The organism is Proteus sp. G2618 (assembly GCF_009915995.1).
Taxonomy (GTDB): Bacteria; Pseudomonadota; Gammaproteobacteria; order Enterobacterales; family Enterobacteriaceae; genus Proteus; species Proteus terrae.
This window is the reverse complement of the sequence record NZ_JAABNI010000023.1, coordinates 320,255-335,797: the sequence shown is the minus strand read 5'-3', so window position 1 is coordinate 335,797 and position 15,543 is coordinate 320,255. Positions and strand designations below refer to the sequence as shown.

The following is a 15,543-nucleotide window of genomic DNA, read 5'->3' as shown; positions in this document are numbered from 1 at the left end:
GCTATTACAACGTGTAATGATTAGCTACGTTGAGTATAGACTTTATCCACTAATCCGTATTCTAACGCTTCGTTAGCGGATAAGAAACGATCACGCTCAGTGTCTCTCTCTATTTCTTCAATAGATTTACCTGTATGTTGAGCCATTAGCTCATTCATACGGGATTTTACTTTCAAAATTTCTTGAGCATGAATTTGAATATCTGTTGCTTGACCTTGGTAACCACCTAACGGTTGGTGGATCATCACACGAGAGTTAGGTAAGCAAATACGTTTACCTTTCGCACCAGCAGATAGTAAGAAAGCGCCCATTGAACACGCTTGCCCCATACAAATTGTACTAACATCTGCTTTGATATACTGCATGGTGTCATAGATAGACATACCCGCAGTAATTACGCCACCTGGTGAGTTGATATACAGGTTGATGTCTTTCTCTGGGTTTTCTGCTTCTAAAAATAGCATTTGAGCAACGATAAGATTAGCCATGTGATCTTCAACTTGGCCAGTCAGGAAAATAATACGTTCTTTTAATAAACGTGAGTAAATGTCGTAAGAACGCTCTCCTCGCGAAGTTTGCTCTATAACCATCGGCACCAGAGCCATATTAGGTGCGAATTGTTCCTGTGTGTCGTTAAATGACATGTCTGTCTCCTATTGCATTCTTATTGGTGCCAATGACAACAATTTTACTTGAGATAATTGATCATGACCATTTCTAATGATCTAATCTCTCACAAGACATTCAAGGCGCCTCGCGAGGAGTGATAAAGAGAATATAGAATTATCTGGAGATAATCGCTCAAATTTCAAGGCAAAATTTGATAAATATATACAAACTGAAAAAAACCCGTGGTAAAAACCACGGGTTTTTGCTTAAAACCGATATTCGCGGTTAAGAATTAACCCATTTGAACTTCGTTCATCAGTTCAGTGAAGTTAGTTTCTTTTTCAGTTACTTTAGCATTTGCTAAGATTTTTTCTACCGCTTGCTCTTCTAATGCAAGATTACGGATGTTGTTCATCAGTTGTTCGTTCTTGTTGTAGAACTCAACAACTTCTGATGGATCTTCGTAAGCTGAAGCCATTTCGTCGATCAGTGCATTAACACGGTCGTCTTCTGCTTTCAGTTCATTACTATTGATCACTTCACCTAACAGTAATCCAACGATTACACGACGTTTAGCTTGTTCTTCAAACAGTTCACGTGGTAATTGCAGAGCTTGTTTCTCGTCGCCACCAAAACGTTGAGCAGCTTGACGTTGCAGAACTTCGATTTCGCTGTCAACAGCAGCTGCTGGTACGTCAACTTCGTTTGCTTTAACTAAGCCATCAATAACTTGTGATTTAACACGAGTACGGATTGCATTTTTCAGTTCACGTTCCATGTTTTTACGTACTTCAGCACGTAAACCATCAACAGAACCATCAGCAATACCAAAACGCTTGATGAACTCTTCAGTTAATTCTGGCAGTTCACGCTCTTCAACTTTTTTCAGGTTGATAGCGAATTGTGCTTTTTTACCTTTCAGGTTCTCAGCGTGGTAATCTTCTGGGAAAGTCACATCAATTGTGAATTCTTCGCCAGCTTTATGACCGATAACACCTTCTTCGAAACCTGGGATCATACGACCTTGACCCATTGCCAGTACGAAATCTTCAGCTTTTCCACCTTCAAATTCTTCACCGTCAATAGAACCGTTGAAATCAACAGTTACGCGATCCTCTGCTGCAACTTCGCCATCTTTGTCTTTCCACTCTGCTTGTTGCTTACGCAGTGTTTCTAACATGTTATCAACGTCTTCGTCTTTAACAGTAACGACAGGTTTTACAACTTCAATGCTTTCCAGATCTTTCAGTTCGATTTCTGGGAAAACTTCGAATTCTACAGAGTAAACAAAGTCTTCACCTTCTTTGTATTGCTCTGGTTTGTAGTCAGGCGCGCCAACTGGGTTTACTTTGTTTTCGATAATAGCGTTAATGAAATTACGCTGCATCAGGTCACCCAGAACATCATTCAGTACTGACATACCGTAACGCTGTTTAACCATTGACATTGGAACGTGACCTTTACGGAAACCATCAATACGAACAGTTTTAGCAGCTTTTTTCAGTTCACTGTCTACAGCAGTTTGGATATCAGCGGCTGGTACGGTGATTGTGACACGACGCCCTAGGCCTTGAGTCGTTTCAACAGAAACTTGCATCTTGTTACCTCAAAATAAGTTTTAGTGCTCGGTCTACTTTAAAAGAAACTAACATGATATTGACATATTTAAGTTTATTTTCCTTTCAGAACCGGGGCCGCCACATTTAAAAAAACGAGGATCCCTGATATCAGAAGCATCCCGAAACCTTACTGAAAATTAGACGCGACATTATAACGATCTAGAGGGGTTGAGTCGAGAAAGAGCCGTTTTATTCCTCAATTTTTTCATAAAACCGAGCAACTCGCCCCTTTTTTCCTCTATAAAGAACAAAAAATACGCATCTTAAGATCTATTTACTCACGATTAACGATAAGGTTGTTAATCTTCTTGGCTTCCGCCACGACACCCAGGAGAGCGTAATGCTTTATCCTGTTGTTCATTCCATTCGCTCAAAGTAAAGGTGTGCAATGCTAGTGCATGAACACCATTTTCCATTTCATGAGCTAATGTTTGGTACACATCACGATGGCGTGAAACACTACGTTTTTCATTAAAATCATCACTAACGATAATGACTTTAAAGTGGCTTTCAGAGCCTTCGGGCACATTATGGCGATGGCTTTCGTTTATTACTTGTAAAAAATGCGGTGAAAAGCGTGAAATCAGCTTATTCTCAATATCATCACGGATCATCTCTGCCCCTAATACTCTAGCCTTTATACCATGGCGAATAAAAAATAAGTCAACCAGACTATATTGATTTAGTCTTTATCAATACAAAATGATGAGCTTATTCTTTTTAATTTTGCTGATGATAATCGCTTATTTTTCATCTTGAGTAAAATCATTGACCGAATATTGTCAAATACATGAGTAAAAACGAGAGTAATTTGAAATAAAATCAATTGATAAAATCAGATAATTTCGTTCGTTAAGGGGATATTAGCAACCTATCAGCAATGGTATGATAGGCTAAAGTTTGAAGCCTATTCTACTTGTTAACACAACAGATATATTTAACCGAGATTACCTCATGATTAAAAATTTACTCTGTGCTGTTTTTGCATTAACACTGCTTTCAGGTTGTGCAACTCCTAGTAACAAATTATCTATCGAGCCAGTGATGTCAGTTCCTGCGGCGGATCCAACAATGCGCCCTATTTCACTGAATATTTCAAGCCAAGACAAACGAGCATCAAAAAACTTAGCGGAAATCAACCGCAACGGTAAATTAGAAGTCCTTGTTCCAACTCGTGATATTGCATTTTTAATGCAAGAAGTTTTACAAAAACAAATGACAGCCCGTGGTTTTATGATAGGTTCTCCGGCTTCTGCTGATGTGATTATTGTTATCAATAAACTCAATGCAGATGTTGGTGAAGGAAGTGTTCGTCATAATATCAGTGCAAAAGCGGATATTTCAATTATCGTCACCTTACCGAATGGCAGTTCTAATACCAAAACATTCCGTACTAGCTACAATGTTCAAGGTCCATTTGGTGCAACTAATGAGAAAATTGCCGCTGCGATTAACAATGTCTTAAGTGAACTCGTTAACGATATGGCAAAAGACGCTTCAGTCAGTCAATTTATCAAATCTAACGCCCGTTAATTTTATTAGAATAAACGACCTGTTACTTAAAACAGGTCGTTTAAAGGAATTTTTGCATGGTTCAGCCCGCCTTCAAACAAACCACTTGGTATAAATCATTTATTCTTCTATTACTTGGCTTTACTTCTGGATTACCTCTGGCGTTAACCGCGGGTACATTACAAGCATGGATGACGGTAGAAGATATCGATTTAAAAACCATTGGTTTTTTCTCATTAGTGGGACAAGCCTATGTTTTTAAATTCCTTTGGTCGCCTTTTATGGATCGCTATACCCCTTCTTTTCTTGGCCGTCGCCGAGGATGGATGTTGCTCACTCAAATAGGGTTAGTGATTGGTATTGCAGGAATGGGATTTCTAAATCCTAATGATCATTTATGGTGGCTTGCCTCTTTAGCTGTCATTGTTGCCTTTTGTTCTGCTTCACAAGATATTGTTTTTGACGCCTATAAAACAGATATTTTAAAAGCAGATGAGCGTGGTACAGGTGCTGCTGTTTCTGTATTAGGCTATCGCATAGCTATGCTTGTTTCAGGAGGAATGGCGCTTTGGTTAGCCGATAAATATATTGGCTGGCAAAACATGTACTGGTTAATGGCTGCCTTAATGGGAATTGGTATTATTGCCACATTACTTGCTCAAGAGCCAGAAACCGCCGTAAAGCCACCACGTACACTCTATGAAGCTGTTATTGAGCCTTTATATGAATTCTTCTCTCGCAATAATGCTTGGCTAATTTTACTGCTTATTGTGCTGTATAAAATGGGTGATGCCTTTGCTCTAAGTTTAAGTACCACCTTTCTTATTCGCGGTGCTGGATTTGATGCCGGTGAAGTAGGATTAGTAAATAAAACACTTGGACTTGCAGCCACTATTATTGGGGCATTACTAGGTGGCTTATTAATGCGCCGTTGGAGTTTATTTAAAGCACTGATGACTTTTGGTATTTTGCAAGGTGGTTCAAATATTGGTTATTGGTATTTAGCTGTTTCTGAGCAAAGTATTTATAGCATGGGTGCGGTAGTTGCATTTGAAAATATTTGTGGAGGAATGGGAACAGCTGCATTTGTTGCCCTCTTAATGACACTTTGTCATCTCTCCTTTTCAGCAACACAATTTGCGTTGCTCTCAGCTCTCTCTGCCATTGGTCGTGTTTATGTTGGCCCCGTTGCTGGCTGGTATGTTGAAAGCCACGGTTGGGAAGCATTTTATCTTTTTTCTATTGTTGCTTCTGTACCCGGCCTTATCTTATTGTTGATTTCGAAAAACACACTTATTTATACGCAAAAAACAGGTGAATTCCTTAGAAGAACTTTATTTATTAAACAGTACCGTTTTGCTATGTATGGTTTGATGCTGACCGTTTTCTTCTTTATTTGTAGTTTAATTCTTGTTATTACAAATTCACTACCGACTTTAGAAATATTCCATTCTGTTGATTTTATTCAGTCAATAGATACTAATAGATTAAGTTCGTGGGCTTCAACACTCTTTTTATACGGTGTTATTATTGGTGCGATAAGCCTTGTCTTTGGCACAATCTTAGATTATTTAGCCCTTAAAAAAACAACATATTAATTTTATTGCCTTCTCAAGATATGAACCATAAAAAAGGACAGCTTAAGCTGTCCTTTCTATATTCTTAGTAAAGAAAAATTATCTAAACAATCTTACTTTTACTGCTTTACCTTTAATTTTACCTTGTTGCAGCTGTTTCCAGACTTGTTTGGCGATAGATTGTTTTACGGCAACATAAGCATGTGTTGGGTTAATCATAATTTTGCCAATGTCGGCACCATTGAACCCCATATCGCCCGTTAATGCGCCTAAAATATCACCCGGACGCATTTTGGCTTTTTTACCACCATCAATACATAATGTTGCCATTGTTGCTTCAAGAGGCGTAATTTGTAGCCCTGCTGGTACTGGTAACCAATTTATCTTCATATGAAGCATCTCTTCTAGAGCGTTAGCACGCTGAATTTCTTCTGGTGCGCAAAAGCTAATAGCCAATCCACTTTCGCCTGCTCTAGCTGTCCGACCGATTCGATGAACATGCACTTCAGGATCCCACGATAATTCGTAGTTAATCACCATTTCTAACGCTTTAATATCTAGTCCTCGAGCCGCAACATCTGTTGCTACTAATACACGACAACTCCCATTAGCAAAGCGAATAAGCGTTTGGTCACGCTCTCTTTGTTCCATATCGCCGTGTAGAACTAGTACACTTTGGTTGCTTTCTGTCAGTGTTTCATACACATCTTGGCAATCTCGTTTCGTGTTACAAAACACCACACAAGAAGCAGGTTGCTCACGACTTAAAAGTTTTTGCAGTAATCCTATTTTTCCGTGACGAGATATTTCATAAAACTGCTGTTCAACCGCCGGAAGTTCGTCAACAGAGTTTATTTCAATAGTTACTGGATTTTGCTGGATTTTACGGCTAATTGCTGCAATCTCATTTGGCCAAGTTGCAGAAAAGAGCAATGTTTGACGTGCGGTTGGCATACGAGAAATAATGTCGTTGATATCATCAAAAAATCCCATATCCAACATTCTGTCTGCTTCATCCAATACCAATGTTTTCACATCATCTAAAGTAACAGTCTCTTTTCTTATGTGATCAAGTAATCTACCCGGTGTTGCAACAATAATATGTGCAGCATGAATCAATGAATCACGCTGGATGCTAAATGGAACACCACCACACAGTGTTAATATTTTGATATTTGGAAGATAACGAGCAAGGCGACGTAATTCATTTGCAACTTGATCAGCAAGTTCTCGCGTTGGGCATAAAATAAGTGATTGGGTATTAAATTGTTTTGCATCAATACATTGCAAAACTCCCAAACCAAAAGCAGCTGTTTTACCACTGCCTGTTTTTGCCTGAGCACGAACGTCTTTTCCTTCAAGAATGGCGGGCAAAGCAGCTTCTTGAACTGGAGTCATAGTGAGATAACCCAATTCATTAAGGTTAGCGAGTTGTTCAGCAGGAAGTGCGTTAAGTTCAGCAAATGAGGTCACAATGAAAATTCCAAATAAAGTAAAAACAAATATGAGCTAATGATACTACCCCTTCATTCTTGTGTCGTGAGGTATTTTTGCGCTGTTCATATTACTTTTTCATCTAAGTGCCATTTTCTATCATTATCTCCTTAAATTTCCTCTTCTTATCAAAAACTCCTTTTTTATTTTTGCTATTAATTCAAAAAATAAAATAAAGAAATACAAAATTTCTCATTTTTTAAACTAATATCAAAATTCTAGAAATAGATCTTATTTTAAGCTCAAATTTCCATAAAAAGGATTTTTATAGTTTATTATTCTAATAAAAAAGAAAAACTGAACATTCACCGCAACCATAATCGGCCATAAGCCATCGGGATAATTTATGATCAAAAAATCATTTTTGTTTGTCATCGCAACAACATTCTCTTTACCTTCTCAGGCAAGCTATTTAGGAGGATTTGCAAGCGCTAGTATTAACTACTTGGATTGGACAACACATACAACACACAAAACTGGCAAAACTTCCCATAAAGATGATTTTGCCTATTTAGAACTTGAAGGTGCTACTAATTTTTCATGGGGGGAGTTTTATGGCTTTTTTGATCTTGAAAATCCGTTTAATCCTCGAAAAGCGCAACCGGGTGATAATCAACGTTATACCGTCAAAGCAACAAGCCGCATTTATTTAGGTGAAAGTCATTTCAATCTATACGGGCATGTTTACGGTACATGGTCACTCCCTGGTAAAAAATATGGTGGTAACTTCCATGAAGTAAATACACTTTACGGCGTTGGCTATAACACACAAATTGCTAATTTATGGTTTAAACCTTTTATTGCCCTTCATTATGTCGATCAATCTAAATATTCAGGTAACAACGGTTATGTGGCTGGTTGGGTTGCTGGATATGATTTTAATATAAAAAATCAAAAGTTTAGCCTAACAAACTGGCATGAAATGGAATTCCAACGACACAAACGTTATGGCAATGGAGGTAAAAATGGCATTAATGGCGCTTTAGCCATTTGGTGGCATCCGACAACATCTATCACTACTGGAATTCAGTATCGTTATGCTTATAAAAAGCTAGGAGAGAGTTTTCTGCAAGATGGCATTGTATATAGCTTGAAATATAACTTCTGATAGGAAATTGTTAATTTTTATTACAGCGGATCGATTTTTATCCGCTGTAACCTCTTTTTATCACTTAATGAAAATATTTCTCATTGGATATAAACATTCATCAAATCACTAATTACCCATATTAAAAATCATACAAGTATCAAATATAGATATTAAACATCAATATAAAAAGGATTTTACCTATCAACTCTCCTCCGACCTCTAATTTGTTACTTTTTTAATCAGAATACGTTTTCTTACACTTTTTATTGCATTTTTATTTGTAAAAATATGTATTTATTTTAAAAACATGATACTTTATGAAATTATAGTTAATATGCAATAATTAAATTAACATTTATTTAATACTTTGATTACTTGTGATCACATTAACACAAAAGACCAACCAATCACTTACTTACCATTACAATTGTTTACACTGTCGCAACCTTACCGTAAAATGTCCTTACTGATACTGATGAAACAACAATAGAACCTTTATCATTTGGGTCGTTGGATGAGACTTATGAAATACATAAAAAGTATTGGGACACTCTCGCTATTAGCAGCAGCTCTTCTATTAAGTGGCTGTGATATGGCGTTAATGAATCCCAAAGGCGCTATCGGCGCTGAGCAAAAAACATTAATCCTCATTGCGCTTGGTTTAATGTTAATTGTTGTGATACCGGTAATACTGATGGTGATTGTTTTCGCTTTTCGCTACCGTGAATCCAATACTAAAGCCACCTATCGCCCAAACTGGGCTCACTCAAATAAAATCGAACTCGTCGTTTGGACTGTGCCAATTATCATTATTGTGATTTTGGCAAGCATCACATGGAAAACAACCCATGAACTTGATCCTTACAAACCATTAGAGTCCACAGAAAAACCTGTCACCATTGAAGTTGTTTCAATGGATTGGAAATGGTTATTTATCTATCCAGAACAAGGTATTGCAACAGTTAATGAACTGGCTTTCCCTACTAATGTTCCTGTTAATTTCAAAATCACTTCTGACTCTGTCATGAACTCATTCTTTATCCCTCGCTTAGGTGGACAAATCTATGCGATGGCAGGAATGCAAACTAAGTTGCACTTAATTGCTAATGAGCCTGGCGAATATCCAGGGATGTCAGCAAGTTATAGTGGACACGGTTTCTCTGATATGAAATTTACAGCGATTGCGACACCTGATCGTGCCGGTTTCGATGCGTGGGTTGAAAAAGTCAAACAATCGTCAGATACGTTAAATACGACCGCTGCATTTAATGAACTTGCTAAACCAAGCCAGAAAAATCCAGTGACCTACTATTCAAGCGTGAAGCCAATGTTATTCCAAGAGACCATTTCTAAATTTGGTCACACGGGTCATGGCGCTCACACCAGTGGCAATCAGACAGCACAAGCTGATGCAACAATGAATATGAACATGAGCCATGCGGCGCATGCAGGAGCAGAGGAATAAAGGCATGTTCGGAAAATTAACTCTTGATGCAATCCCGCTACATGAACCAATTATCGTCGTTACTTTACTCGGTATTGTTCTTGGTGGGCTTGCTGTTGTTGGCGCACTAACTTATTTTCGTAAATGGAAATGGTTGTGGACCGAATGGTTAACCAGCGTTGACCATAAAAAAATTGGTATTATGTATATCCTCGTTGCAATGGTCATGATGTTCCGTGGCTTTGCCGATGCGATTATGATGAGAAGCCAACAAGCTCTCGCCTCTGCTGGTGAAGCAGGTTTCTTACCACCTCATCACTATGATCAGATTTTTACCGCACACGGCGTTATCATGATTTTCTTCATGGCAACACCTTTTGTTGTGGGTCTGATGAACCTTGTTGTACCTTTACAAATTGGTGCTCGTGATGTGGCATTCCCATTCCTTAATTCCCTGAGCTTCTGGTTCTTTGTTGTGGGTGTGTTATTAATCAACATCTCTTTGGGTATCGGTGAATTTGCTCAAACAGGTTGGTTAGCTTATCCGCCACTTTCTGGTTTGGAATATAACCCAGGAGTCGGGGTCGATTATTGGATATGGAGTTTACAGATATCCGGTATTGGTACGCTTCTAACAGGGGTTAACTTCTTCGCGACTATCCTGCGTATGCGTGCGCCGGGTATGAGCATGATGAAAATGCCTGTATTCTCTTGGGCTGCTTTATGTACTAACGTCCTGATTATCGCTGCATTCCCAATTTTAACAGTCACTATTACGTTGTTAACTTTAGACCGCTATCTTGGTACGCACTTCTTTACCAATGATATGGGCGGTAACATGATGATGTACATCAACCTTGTATGGGCTTGGGGTCATCCAGAAGTTTATATCCTTGTTCTGCCTGTATTTGGTGTGTTCTCTGAAGTTACAGCAACATTCTCTAAAAAACGGTTATTCGGTTATACCTCATTAGTTGGTGCAACTGTCGTTATTACCGTGTTGTCATTTATCGTTTGGTTACACCACTTCTTTACTATGGGTTCTGGTGCCAACGTCAATGCCTTCTTCGGTATAGCCACGATGATCATCGCTATACCAACAGGGGTTAAAATATTTAACTGGCTGTTTACGATGTATCAAGGCCGTATCGAATATAAAAGCCCAATGTTATGGACTATCGGTTTCCTTATCACCTTCTCTGTTGGGGGAATGACTGGGGTTCTGTTAGCCGTTCCGGGTGCAAACTTCGTTCTACATAACAGCTTATTCTTAATTGCTCACTTCCATAACGTTATTATCGGTGGTGTGGTATTCGGCTGTTTCGCTGGTATGACTTACTGGTTCCCTAAAGCATTTGGTTTCACACTGAATGAAAAATGGGGTATCCGTGCATTCTGGTTCTGGTTTATCGGCTTCTTTATGGCCTTTATGCCACTGTACATTCTTGGCTTTATGGGTATGACTCGTCGTATCAGCCAAAACATCAACCCAGAGTTCCATCCAATGCTGATGGTTGCTGCGGGTGGTGCTGCACTGATTGCTATCGGTATCGCTTGTCAAGTTGTCCAGATCTACGTCAGTATCCGTGACCGTGATCAAAACCGTGATTTAACGGGAGATCCGTGGGGCGGACGTACTCTGGAATGGTCAATTTCTTCACCTGCTCCTTTCTATAACTTTGCCGTTGAACCTAATGTTCAAACGCGTGATGAATGGTGGGATCAAAAAGAAAAAGGTACTGCTTATCAGCGTCCAACTAAATACGAACCAATCCATATGCCTAAAAATACAGGTGCTGGTGTGATTATTTCAGCATTCAGCTTAGTACTTGGTTTTGCCATGATCTGGCATATCTGGTGGTTAGCTATCGTTGGTTTCGCTGGCATGATTGTCACTTGGATCGTGAAAAGCTTTGATACAGATGTGGATTACTATGTCCAAGTACCTGAAATTGAAGCTCTCGAGAATAAGCATTATGAAGAACTGAAAAAAGCAGGTGTGAAATAATGTCTACTCAAACTGTAAATAACACAAACGCCCATGAGCATCATGGGCACCACGATGCAGGAGCGACGAAAGTTTTCGGCTTCTGGATCTACCTAATGAGCGACCTTATCCTGTTTGCCAGCTTATTCGCCACTTATGCGGTGCTTGTTAACGGGATTGCGGATGGCCCTTCAGGTAAAGAAATTTTTAGCTTACCGTTTGTTTTAGTTGAAACCTTCTTACTGCTATTTAGTAGTATCACTTTTGGTTTCGCTATGCTGGGCATGAACAAAGGTAGCGTTAGCCAAGTTAATCTGTGGTTATTTGTTACTTTCTTATTCGGCCTAGGTTTCGTCATCATGGAAGTTTACGAATTCCATGAGCTAATCGCAGAAGGTTATGGCCCAGATCGCAGTGCATTCTTATCTGCATTCTTTGCATTAGTTTCAACACACGGTCTTCACGTAACGGCTGGCTTAATTTGGATTGTTATTATGATGATCCAAGTATCACGCCGTGGTTTAACTGAAGTTAACCGTACTCGTTTAAGCTGTTTAAGTCTGTTCTGGCACTTCCTTGACGTTGTCTGGATCTGTGTGTTCACCGTAGTTTATCTGATGGGAGCGATGTAATGAGTCATCCAAATACTTCTCCTTCAGGCGCAAGCCACGGCAGCATGAAGTCTTATCTGATTGGCTTTATTCTGTCTGTTATCCTCACCGTTATTCCATTTTGGATGGTGATGGAAGGAACAGCGACACCAGCAACAATTCTATGGACTGTTGTCGGTATGGCAGTTGTGCAAATTGTGGTTCACTTAGTCTGCTTCTTGCATATGAATACGTCATCAGAAGAGCGCTGGAACGTCGTCGCATTCCTGTTCACACTGCTTATTATCGGCATTGTTGTCGTAGGCTCGTTGTGGATTATGTACAACCTGAACATCAATATGATGATGGATTAAGAGTTGTCGCTATGATTAAGCAATACCTACAAGTCACCAAACCAGGAATTATTTTCGGAAATTTAATTTCTGTAATAGGTGGTTTTCTGCTCGCTTCTAAAGGTGAGATTGATTACTCCCTATTTTTCGCGACTCTACTTGGGGTGTCTCTGGTCGTTGCTTCTGGTTGTGTTTTTAACAACTATATTGACCGTGATATTGACCGTATCATGGAAAGAACGAAGAATCGCCCATTAGTTAAAGGATTAATTGACCCTCGAATTAGCCTGATTTATGCCTCAGTATTAGGTATTGCAGGTGTTGTGCTGCTCTATGTAGCAGCCAACCCACTTGCAATGTTTATCGCTGTATTCGGTTTTATTATTTATGTTGGGGTTTATAGCCTCTACATGAAGCGTAAATCTGTTTATGGCACACTGATTGGAAGTTTATCTGGCTCTGCACCTCCTGTTATCGGCTATTGTGCCGTTAGCGGTGAATTTGATGCAGGCGCGGCAATCCTATTACTTATCTTTAGTTTGTGGCAAATGCCCCACTCTTATGCCATTGCTATTTTCCGTTTTAAAGACTACCAAGCTGCAAATATCCCTGTATTACCTGTAATTAAAGGGATCTCAGTCGCGAAACGTCATATCATTCTCTATATTCTGGCGTTTATGATCGCAACCTTAATGCTGACATTAGTTGGTTATGCAGGCTATAAATACCTGATTGTGGCTTCAGCCGTCAGTATTTGGTGGTTAGGTATGGCTTTATCGGGTTACAAAGCAACCAATGATATTGTGTGGGCACGAAAATTATTTATTTTCTCTATTGTCGCAATCACTTCATTAAGCGTAATGATGTCTGTTGACCCAACAAGCTCAACAGAAGCGGTTTTTGCGTATATAAGATAATGTATTTATTAAAGTAACCTAAATACCAGTCAGCCTCCTGACTGGTATTTTTTTATCTCCTTTACGACTTCGCATGATATCAGTACAGTTTTGTCTTTTTTGTATCCCATTTATTGATTAACCTCACTAGAAAATGTCATTACAATGGGGGTATCAGTAATATGAGGTAATCCATGAATGATAATAAAATGACCCCATTAGAGCGCAAAGCCACATGGGGACTAGGCACTGTTTTTTCTCTTCGCATGCTTGGCATGTTTATGGTACTCCCAGTTTTAACCACCTATGGGCTTCAACTACAACACGCAACAGAATCTCTCATTGGACTAGCCATCGGTATTTATGGATTAACACAAGCTATATTCCAAATTCCTTTTGGTATTTTCTCTGATAAATTTGGTCGAAAACCTATGATTGTTTTTGGCTTAATTATTTTTATTCTTGGTAGTCTGATTGCGGCTCTCAGTGACAATATCTACGGCATTATTATTGGCAGAGCATTGCAAGGAGCGGGAGCTATCTCAGCTGCAGTAATGGCTTTGTTATCAGATTTAACACGAGAACAAAATAGAACAAAAGCAATGGCCTTTATTGGTATTAGTTTTGGGATAACATTCGCTTTAGCCTTAGTTTTAGGACCTATTTTAACGCATATTTTTGGTTTACATGGCCTATTTTGGGGAATTGCCCTACTCGCCTTTGGTGGCATTATTATTACACTTTTTACTGTGCCGAATAGCGAACACCATATTCTTAATCGAGAGTCAGGTTTTGTTCGTGGTAGCGTAAAAAAGGTTTTATTTGATGTACAACTTCTCAAATTGAATACAGGTATTTTTTCACTACATACTTTATTAATGGCCGCATTTGTTGCACTTCCTCTGGTTATGAGTAACGCAGGTTTAGCGAAAGAGAAACATTGGATTGTTTATCTAGTCACCATGCTTATCGCCTTTATTACTGTACTTCCTTTTATTATCTATGCAGAAAAGAAACGAAAAATGAAACAAGTTTTCTTATTCTGTATTTCCTTACTTATTATTGCTCAAGTTATTTTGATTATTTCAGGCTCTAGCTTGTGGTTAATTATTGCGGGTATTCAAGTTTTCTTTATTGGATTTAATATTATGGAAGCACTTCTTCCTTCATTAATCAGTAAAGAAGCATCAGCAGGTTATAAAGGCACAGCAATGGGAATTTATTCTACTAGCCAATTTTTAGGTGTGGCATTAGGTGGAATTTTAGGAGGATGGCTTTACCAACATTATAATGCGCAGACTGTATTTTTAGGCTGTTTAGTGATTGGTCTTATTTGGTTTTTTATTAGCCTAACATTACGCCAACCCTCTTATGTTAGTAGCTTACGTGTTGAATTGCCTGAAAGCTTATCTTCAAGCCAACAACAGCAACTACAACAATTATTTAAGCAACAACCCGGTGTTAATGAAGTTGTGATTATGGCGGATGAACAAAGTGCTTATATCAAGGTTGATACTAAACAGACACCAAGAGCAACATTAGAGGCTCTGATCCCTTTAGTTTGAAGTCCAATAAATTTATTGGATGAAATAAAAATGCGCTGGTTCAACAGCGCATTTTTGTATGACTAAATAGATGAACAATTAGTCACGGAAATTGTTAAATTGGAATGGCTGCCCTAACTCGCCTTCTCTTACTAATTTCATCACGGCTTGTAAGTCGTCGCGTGATTTACCTGTAACACGAACTTGCTCACCTTGAATTTGAGCCTGAACTTTCAACTTACTGTCTTTGATCAGCTTAACAATTTTTTTCGCTAAAGCTGTATCAATACCTTGTTTTAAGGTGGCTTCTACGCTGTACATTTTTCCGCTGTGAGTCATCTCTTCAGGGATATTTAATACTGCACCATCAATCCCTCTTTTTGCCATTTTCTCACGCAGAATATCTAATAATTGTTGAACCTGAAATTCAGATACACTGGTCGTTTTCACTGACTCTGCTTTTTCGTTTAATTCAAAGCTTGCTTCAACGTTACGAAAATCCCAGCGAGTAGTCAGTTCACGTTGTGCGTTTTCTACCGCATTTCGCACTTCATGTAAGTCAACTTCAGATACGATATCAAAAGATGGCATTCTTTCTTCCTCAATAAATAAATACAACCCGAATAATAGCTTCTTTTAGGGTTGCAAAAAAGCATTGTACATTCAATAACAAATTTATGGAGTTACTTCACATTGGACGAGAATTTACGGGGCAACTGTTAATTTCCTCTTACAGTAAAGCGCAAACATACTTTAAACAGAGAAGTGTAATCAATGTTATAATTTTAGCTAAATAGTCTAATGACCGTCAGTAGCCCCCTTACGCTA

General features: G+C 38.8%; 14 protein-coding genes. 9 read left to right on the top strand and 5 right to left on the bottom strand.

Annotation, left to right across the window (positions count from 1 at the left end; translation table 11 throughout):
* Window positions 1-20: 20 nt before the first annotated feature.
* The 3 genes from clpP to bolA form a co-directional block, all read right to left on the bottom strand.
* Complete coding sequence (clpP, locus tag GWJ01_RS13585) at window positions 21-644, bottom strand: ATP-dependent Clp endopeptidase proteolytic subunit ClpP (protein ID WP_004245088.1); 624 nt, start codon at window positions 642-644, stop codon at window positions 21-23.
* A 257-nt stretch (window positions 645-901) separates the two neighbouring features.
* On the bottom strand, window positions 902-2,206 hold the full coding sequence (gene tig / locus GWJ01_RS13580; protein ID WP_023580863.1) for a trigger factor: 1,305 nt from the start codon (window positions 2,204-2,206) through the stop codon (window positions 902-904).
* Between the two features lie 321 nt (window positions 2,207-2,527).
* Window positions 2,528-2,842, bottom strand: a complete 315-nt coding sequence (bolA, locus tag GWJ01_RS13575; protein WP_075671985.1) for a transcriptional regulator BolA — start codon at window positions 2,840-2,842, stop codon at window positions 2,528-2,530.
* Window positions 2,843-3,182: 340 nt separating this feature from the next.
* On the opposite strand from bolA, the gene GWJ01_RS13570 reads away from it, so the two are divergent.
* Both GWJ01_RS13570 and ampG read left to right on the top strand, forming a co-directional pair.
* The gene (locus tag GWJ01_RS13570) at window positions 3,183-3,761 is read left to right on the top strand and encodes a YajG family lipoprotein (RefSeq protein WP_075671987.1); all 579 of its coding nucleotides are present in this window, start codon (window positions 3,183-3,185) and stop codon (window positions 3,759-3,761) included.
* Between the two features lie 56 nt (window positions 3,762-3,817).
* Window positions 3,818-5,338 (top strand): muropeptide MFS transporter AmpG, encoded by a 1,521-nt coding sequence (gene ampG, locus GWJ01_RS13565; protein ID WP_161711195.1) that lies wholly within the window; start codon window positions 3,818-3,820, stop codon window positions 5,336-5,338.
* Between the two features lie 78 nt (window positions 5,339-5,416).
* Here the strand turns inward: ampG and dbpA are convergent, their stop codons facing one another.
* Entirely contained in the window at window positions 5,417-6,790 is a 1,374-nt protein-coding gene (dbpA, locus tag GWJ01_RS13560) for an ATP-dependent RNA helicase DbpA (RefSeq protein WP_109401304.1), read from the bottom strand.
* A gap of 367 nt (window positions 6,791-7,157) precedes the next feature.
* Between dbpA and GWJ01_RS13555 the strand changes: the two genes are divergently transcribed.
* The 7 genes from GWJ01_RS13555 to GWJ01_RS13525 all read left to right on the top strand — a co-directional run bounded on the left by GWJ01_RS13555 (window position 7,158) and on the right by GWJ01_RS13525 (window position 14,736).
* Window positions 7,158-7,919, top strand: a complete 762-nt coding sequence (locus tag GWJ01_RS13555) for a nucleoside-specific channel-forming Tsx family protein (RefSeq protein WP_161711194.1) — start codon at window positions 7,158-7,160, stop codon at window positions 7,917-7,919.
* 496 nt (window positions 7,920-8,415) lie between these two features.
* Entirely contained in the window at window positions 8,416-9,366 is a 951-nt protein-coding gene (cyoA, locus tag GWJ01_RS13550; RefSeq protein ID WP_109393253.1) for a cytochrome o ubiquinol oxidase subunit II, read from the top strand.
* 4 nt (window positions 9,367-9,370) lie between these two features.
* Window positions 9,371-11,353, top strand: a complete 1,983-nt coding sequence (gene cyoB / locus GWJ01_RS13545; RefSeq protein ID WP_109393252.1) for a cytochrome o ubiquinol oxidase subunit I — start codon at window positions 9,371-9,373, stop codon at window positions 11,351-11,353.
* Window positions 11,353-11,964, top strand: coding sequence for a cytochrome o ubiquinol oxidase subunit III (locus GWJ01_RS13540; RefSeq protein WP_109393251.1), 612 nt, complete (start codon window positions 11,353-11,355; stop codon window positions 11,962-11,964). The genes cyoB and GWJ01_RS13540 overlap by 1 nt, the downstream gene beginning before the upstream one ends.
* On the top strand, window positions 11,964-12,296 hold the full coding sequence (locus GWJ01_RS13535; RefSeq protein WP_006535101.1) for a cytochrome o ubiquinol oxidase subunit IV: 333 nt from the start codon (window positions 11,964-11,966) through the stop codon (window positions 12,294-12,296). Before GWJ01_RS13540 ends, GWJ01_RS13535 begins: the two co-directional genes overlap by 1 nt.
* 11 nt (window positions 12,297-12,307) lie before the next feature.
* The gene (gene cyoE / locus GWJ01_RS13530; RefSeq protein ID WP_109393250.1) at window positions 12,308-13,192 is read left to right on the top strand and encodes a heme o synthase; all 885 of its coding nucleotides are present in this window, start codon (window positions 12,308-12,310) and stop codon (window positions 13,190-13,192) included.
* A 173-nt stretch (window positions 13,193-13,365) separates the two neighbouring features.
* Window positions 13,366-14,736, top strand: coding sequence for an MFS transporter (locus tag GWJ01_RS13525; RefSeq protein WP_161711193.1), 1,371 nt, complete (start codon window positions 13,366-13,368; stop codon window positions 14,734-14,736).
* A 78-nt stretch (window positions 14,737-14,814) separates the two neighbouring features.
* Here the strand turns inward: GWJ01_RS13525 and GWJ01_RS13520 are convergent, their stop codons facing one another.
* Window positions 14,815-15,306, bottom strand: coding sequence for a YajQ family cyclic di-GMP-binding protein (locus GWJ01_RS13520; protein WP_072063676.1), 492 nt, complete (start codon window positions 15,304-15,306; stop codon window positions 14,815-14,817).
* Window positions 15,307-15,543 lie beyond the last annotated feature (237 nt).

What these genes read in the sequence shown, in the direction of transcription:
- GWJ01_RS13520 (WP_072063676.1), bottom strand. Translation starts at nt 15,306, where the DNA reads ATGCCATCTTTTGATATCGTATCTGAAGTTGACTTACATGAAGTGCGA.
- cyoA (WP_109393253.1), top strand. Translation starts at nt 8,416, where the DNA reads ATGAGACTTATGAAATACATAAAAAGTATTGGGACACTCTCGCTATTA.
- bolA (WP_075671985.1), bottom strand. Translation starts at nt 2,842, where the DNA reads ATGATCCGTGATGATATTGAGAATAAGCTGATTTCACGCTTTTCACCG.
- GWJ01_RS13555 (WP_161711194.1), top strand. Translation starts at nt 7,158, where the DNA reads ATGATCAAAAAATCATTTTTGTTTGTCATCGCAACAACATTCTCTTTA.
- cyoB (WP_109393252.1), top strand. Translation starts at nt 9,371, where the DNA reads ATGTTCGGAAAATTAACTCTTGATGCAATCCCGCTACATGAACCAATT.
- clpP (WP_004245088.1), bottom strand. Translation starts at nt 644, where the DNA reads ATGTCATTTAACGACACACAGGAACAATTCGCACCTAATATGGCTCTG.
- ampG (WP_161711195.1), top strand. Translation starts at nt 3,818, where the DNA reads ATGGTTCAGCCCGCCTTCAAACAAACCACTTGGTATAAATCATTTATT.
- GWJ01_RS13540 (WP_109393251.1), top strand. Translation starts at nt 11,353, where the DNA reads ATGTCTACTCAAACTGTAAATAACACAAACGCCCATGAGCATCATGGG.
- GWJ01_RS13535 (WP_006535101.1), top strand. Translation starts at nt 11,964, where the DNA reads ATGAGTCATCCAAATACTTCTCCTTCAGGCGCAAGCCACGGCAGCATG.
- GWJ01_RS13570 (WP_075671987.1), top strand. Translation starts at nt 3,183, where the DNA reads ATGATTAAAAATTTACTCTGTGCTGTTTTTGCATTAACACTGCTTTCA.
- GWJ01_RS13525 (WP_161711193.1), top strand. Translation starts at nt 13,366, where the DNA reads ATGAATGATAATAAAATGACCCCATTAGAGCGCAAAGCCACATGGGGA.
- cyoE (WP_109393250.1), top strand. Translation starts at nt 12,308, where the DNA reads ATGATTAAGCAATACCTACAAGTCACCAAACCAGGAATTATTTTCGGA.
- tig (WP_023580863.1), bottom strand. Translation starts at nt 2,206, where the DNA reads ATGCAAGTTTCTGTTGAAACGACTCAAGGCCTAGGGCGTCGTGTCACA.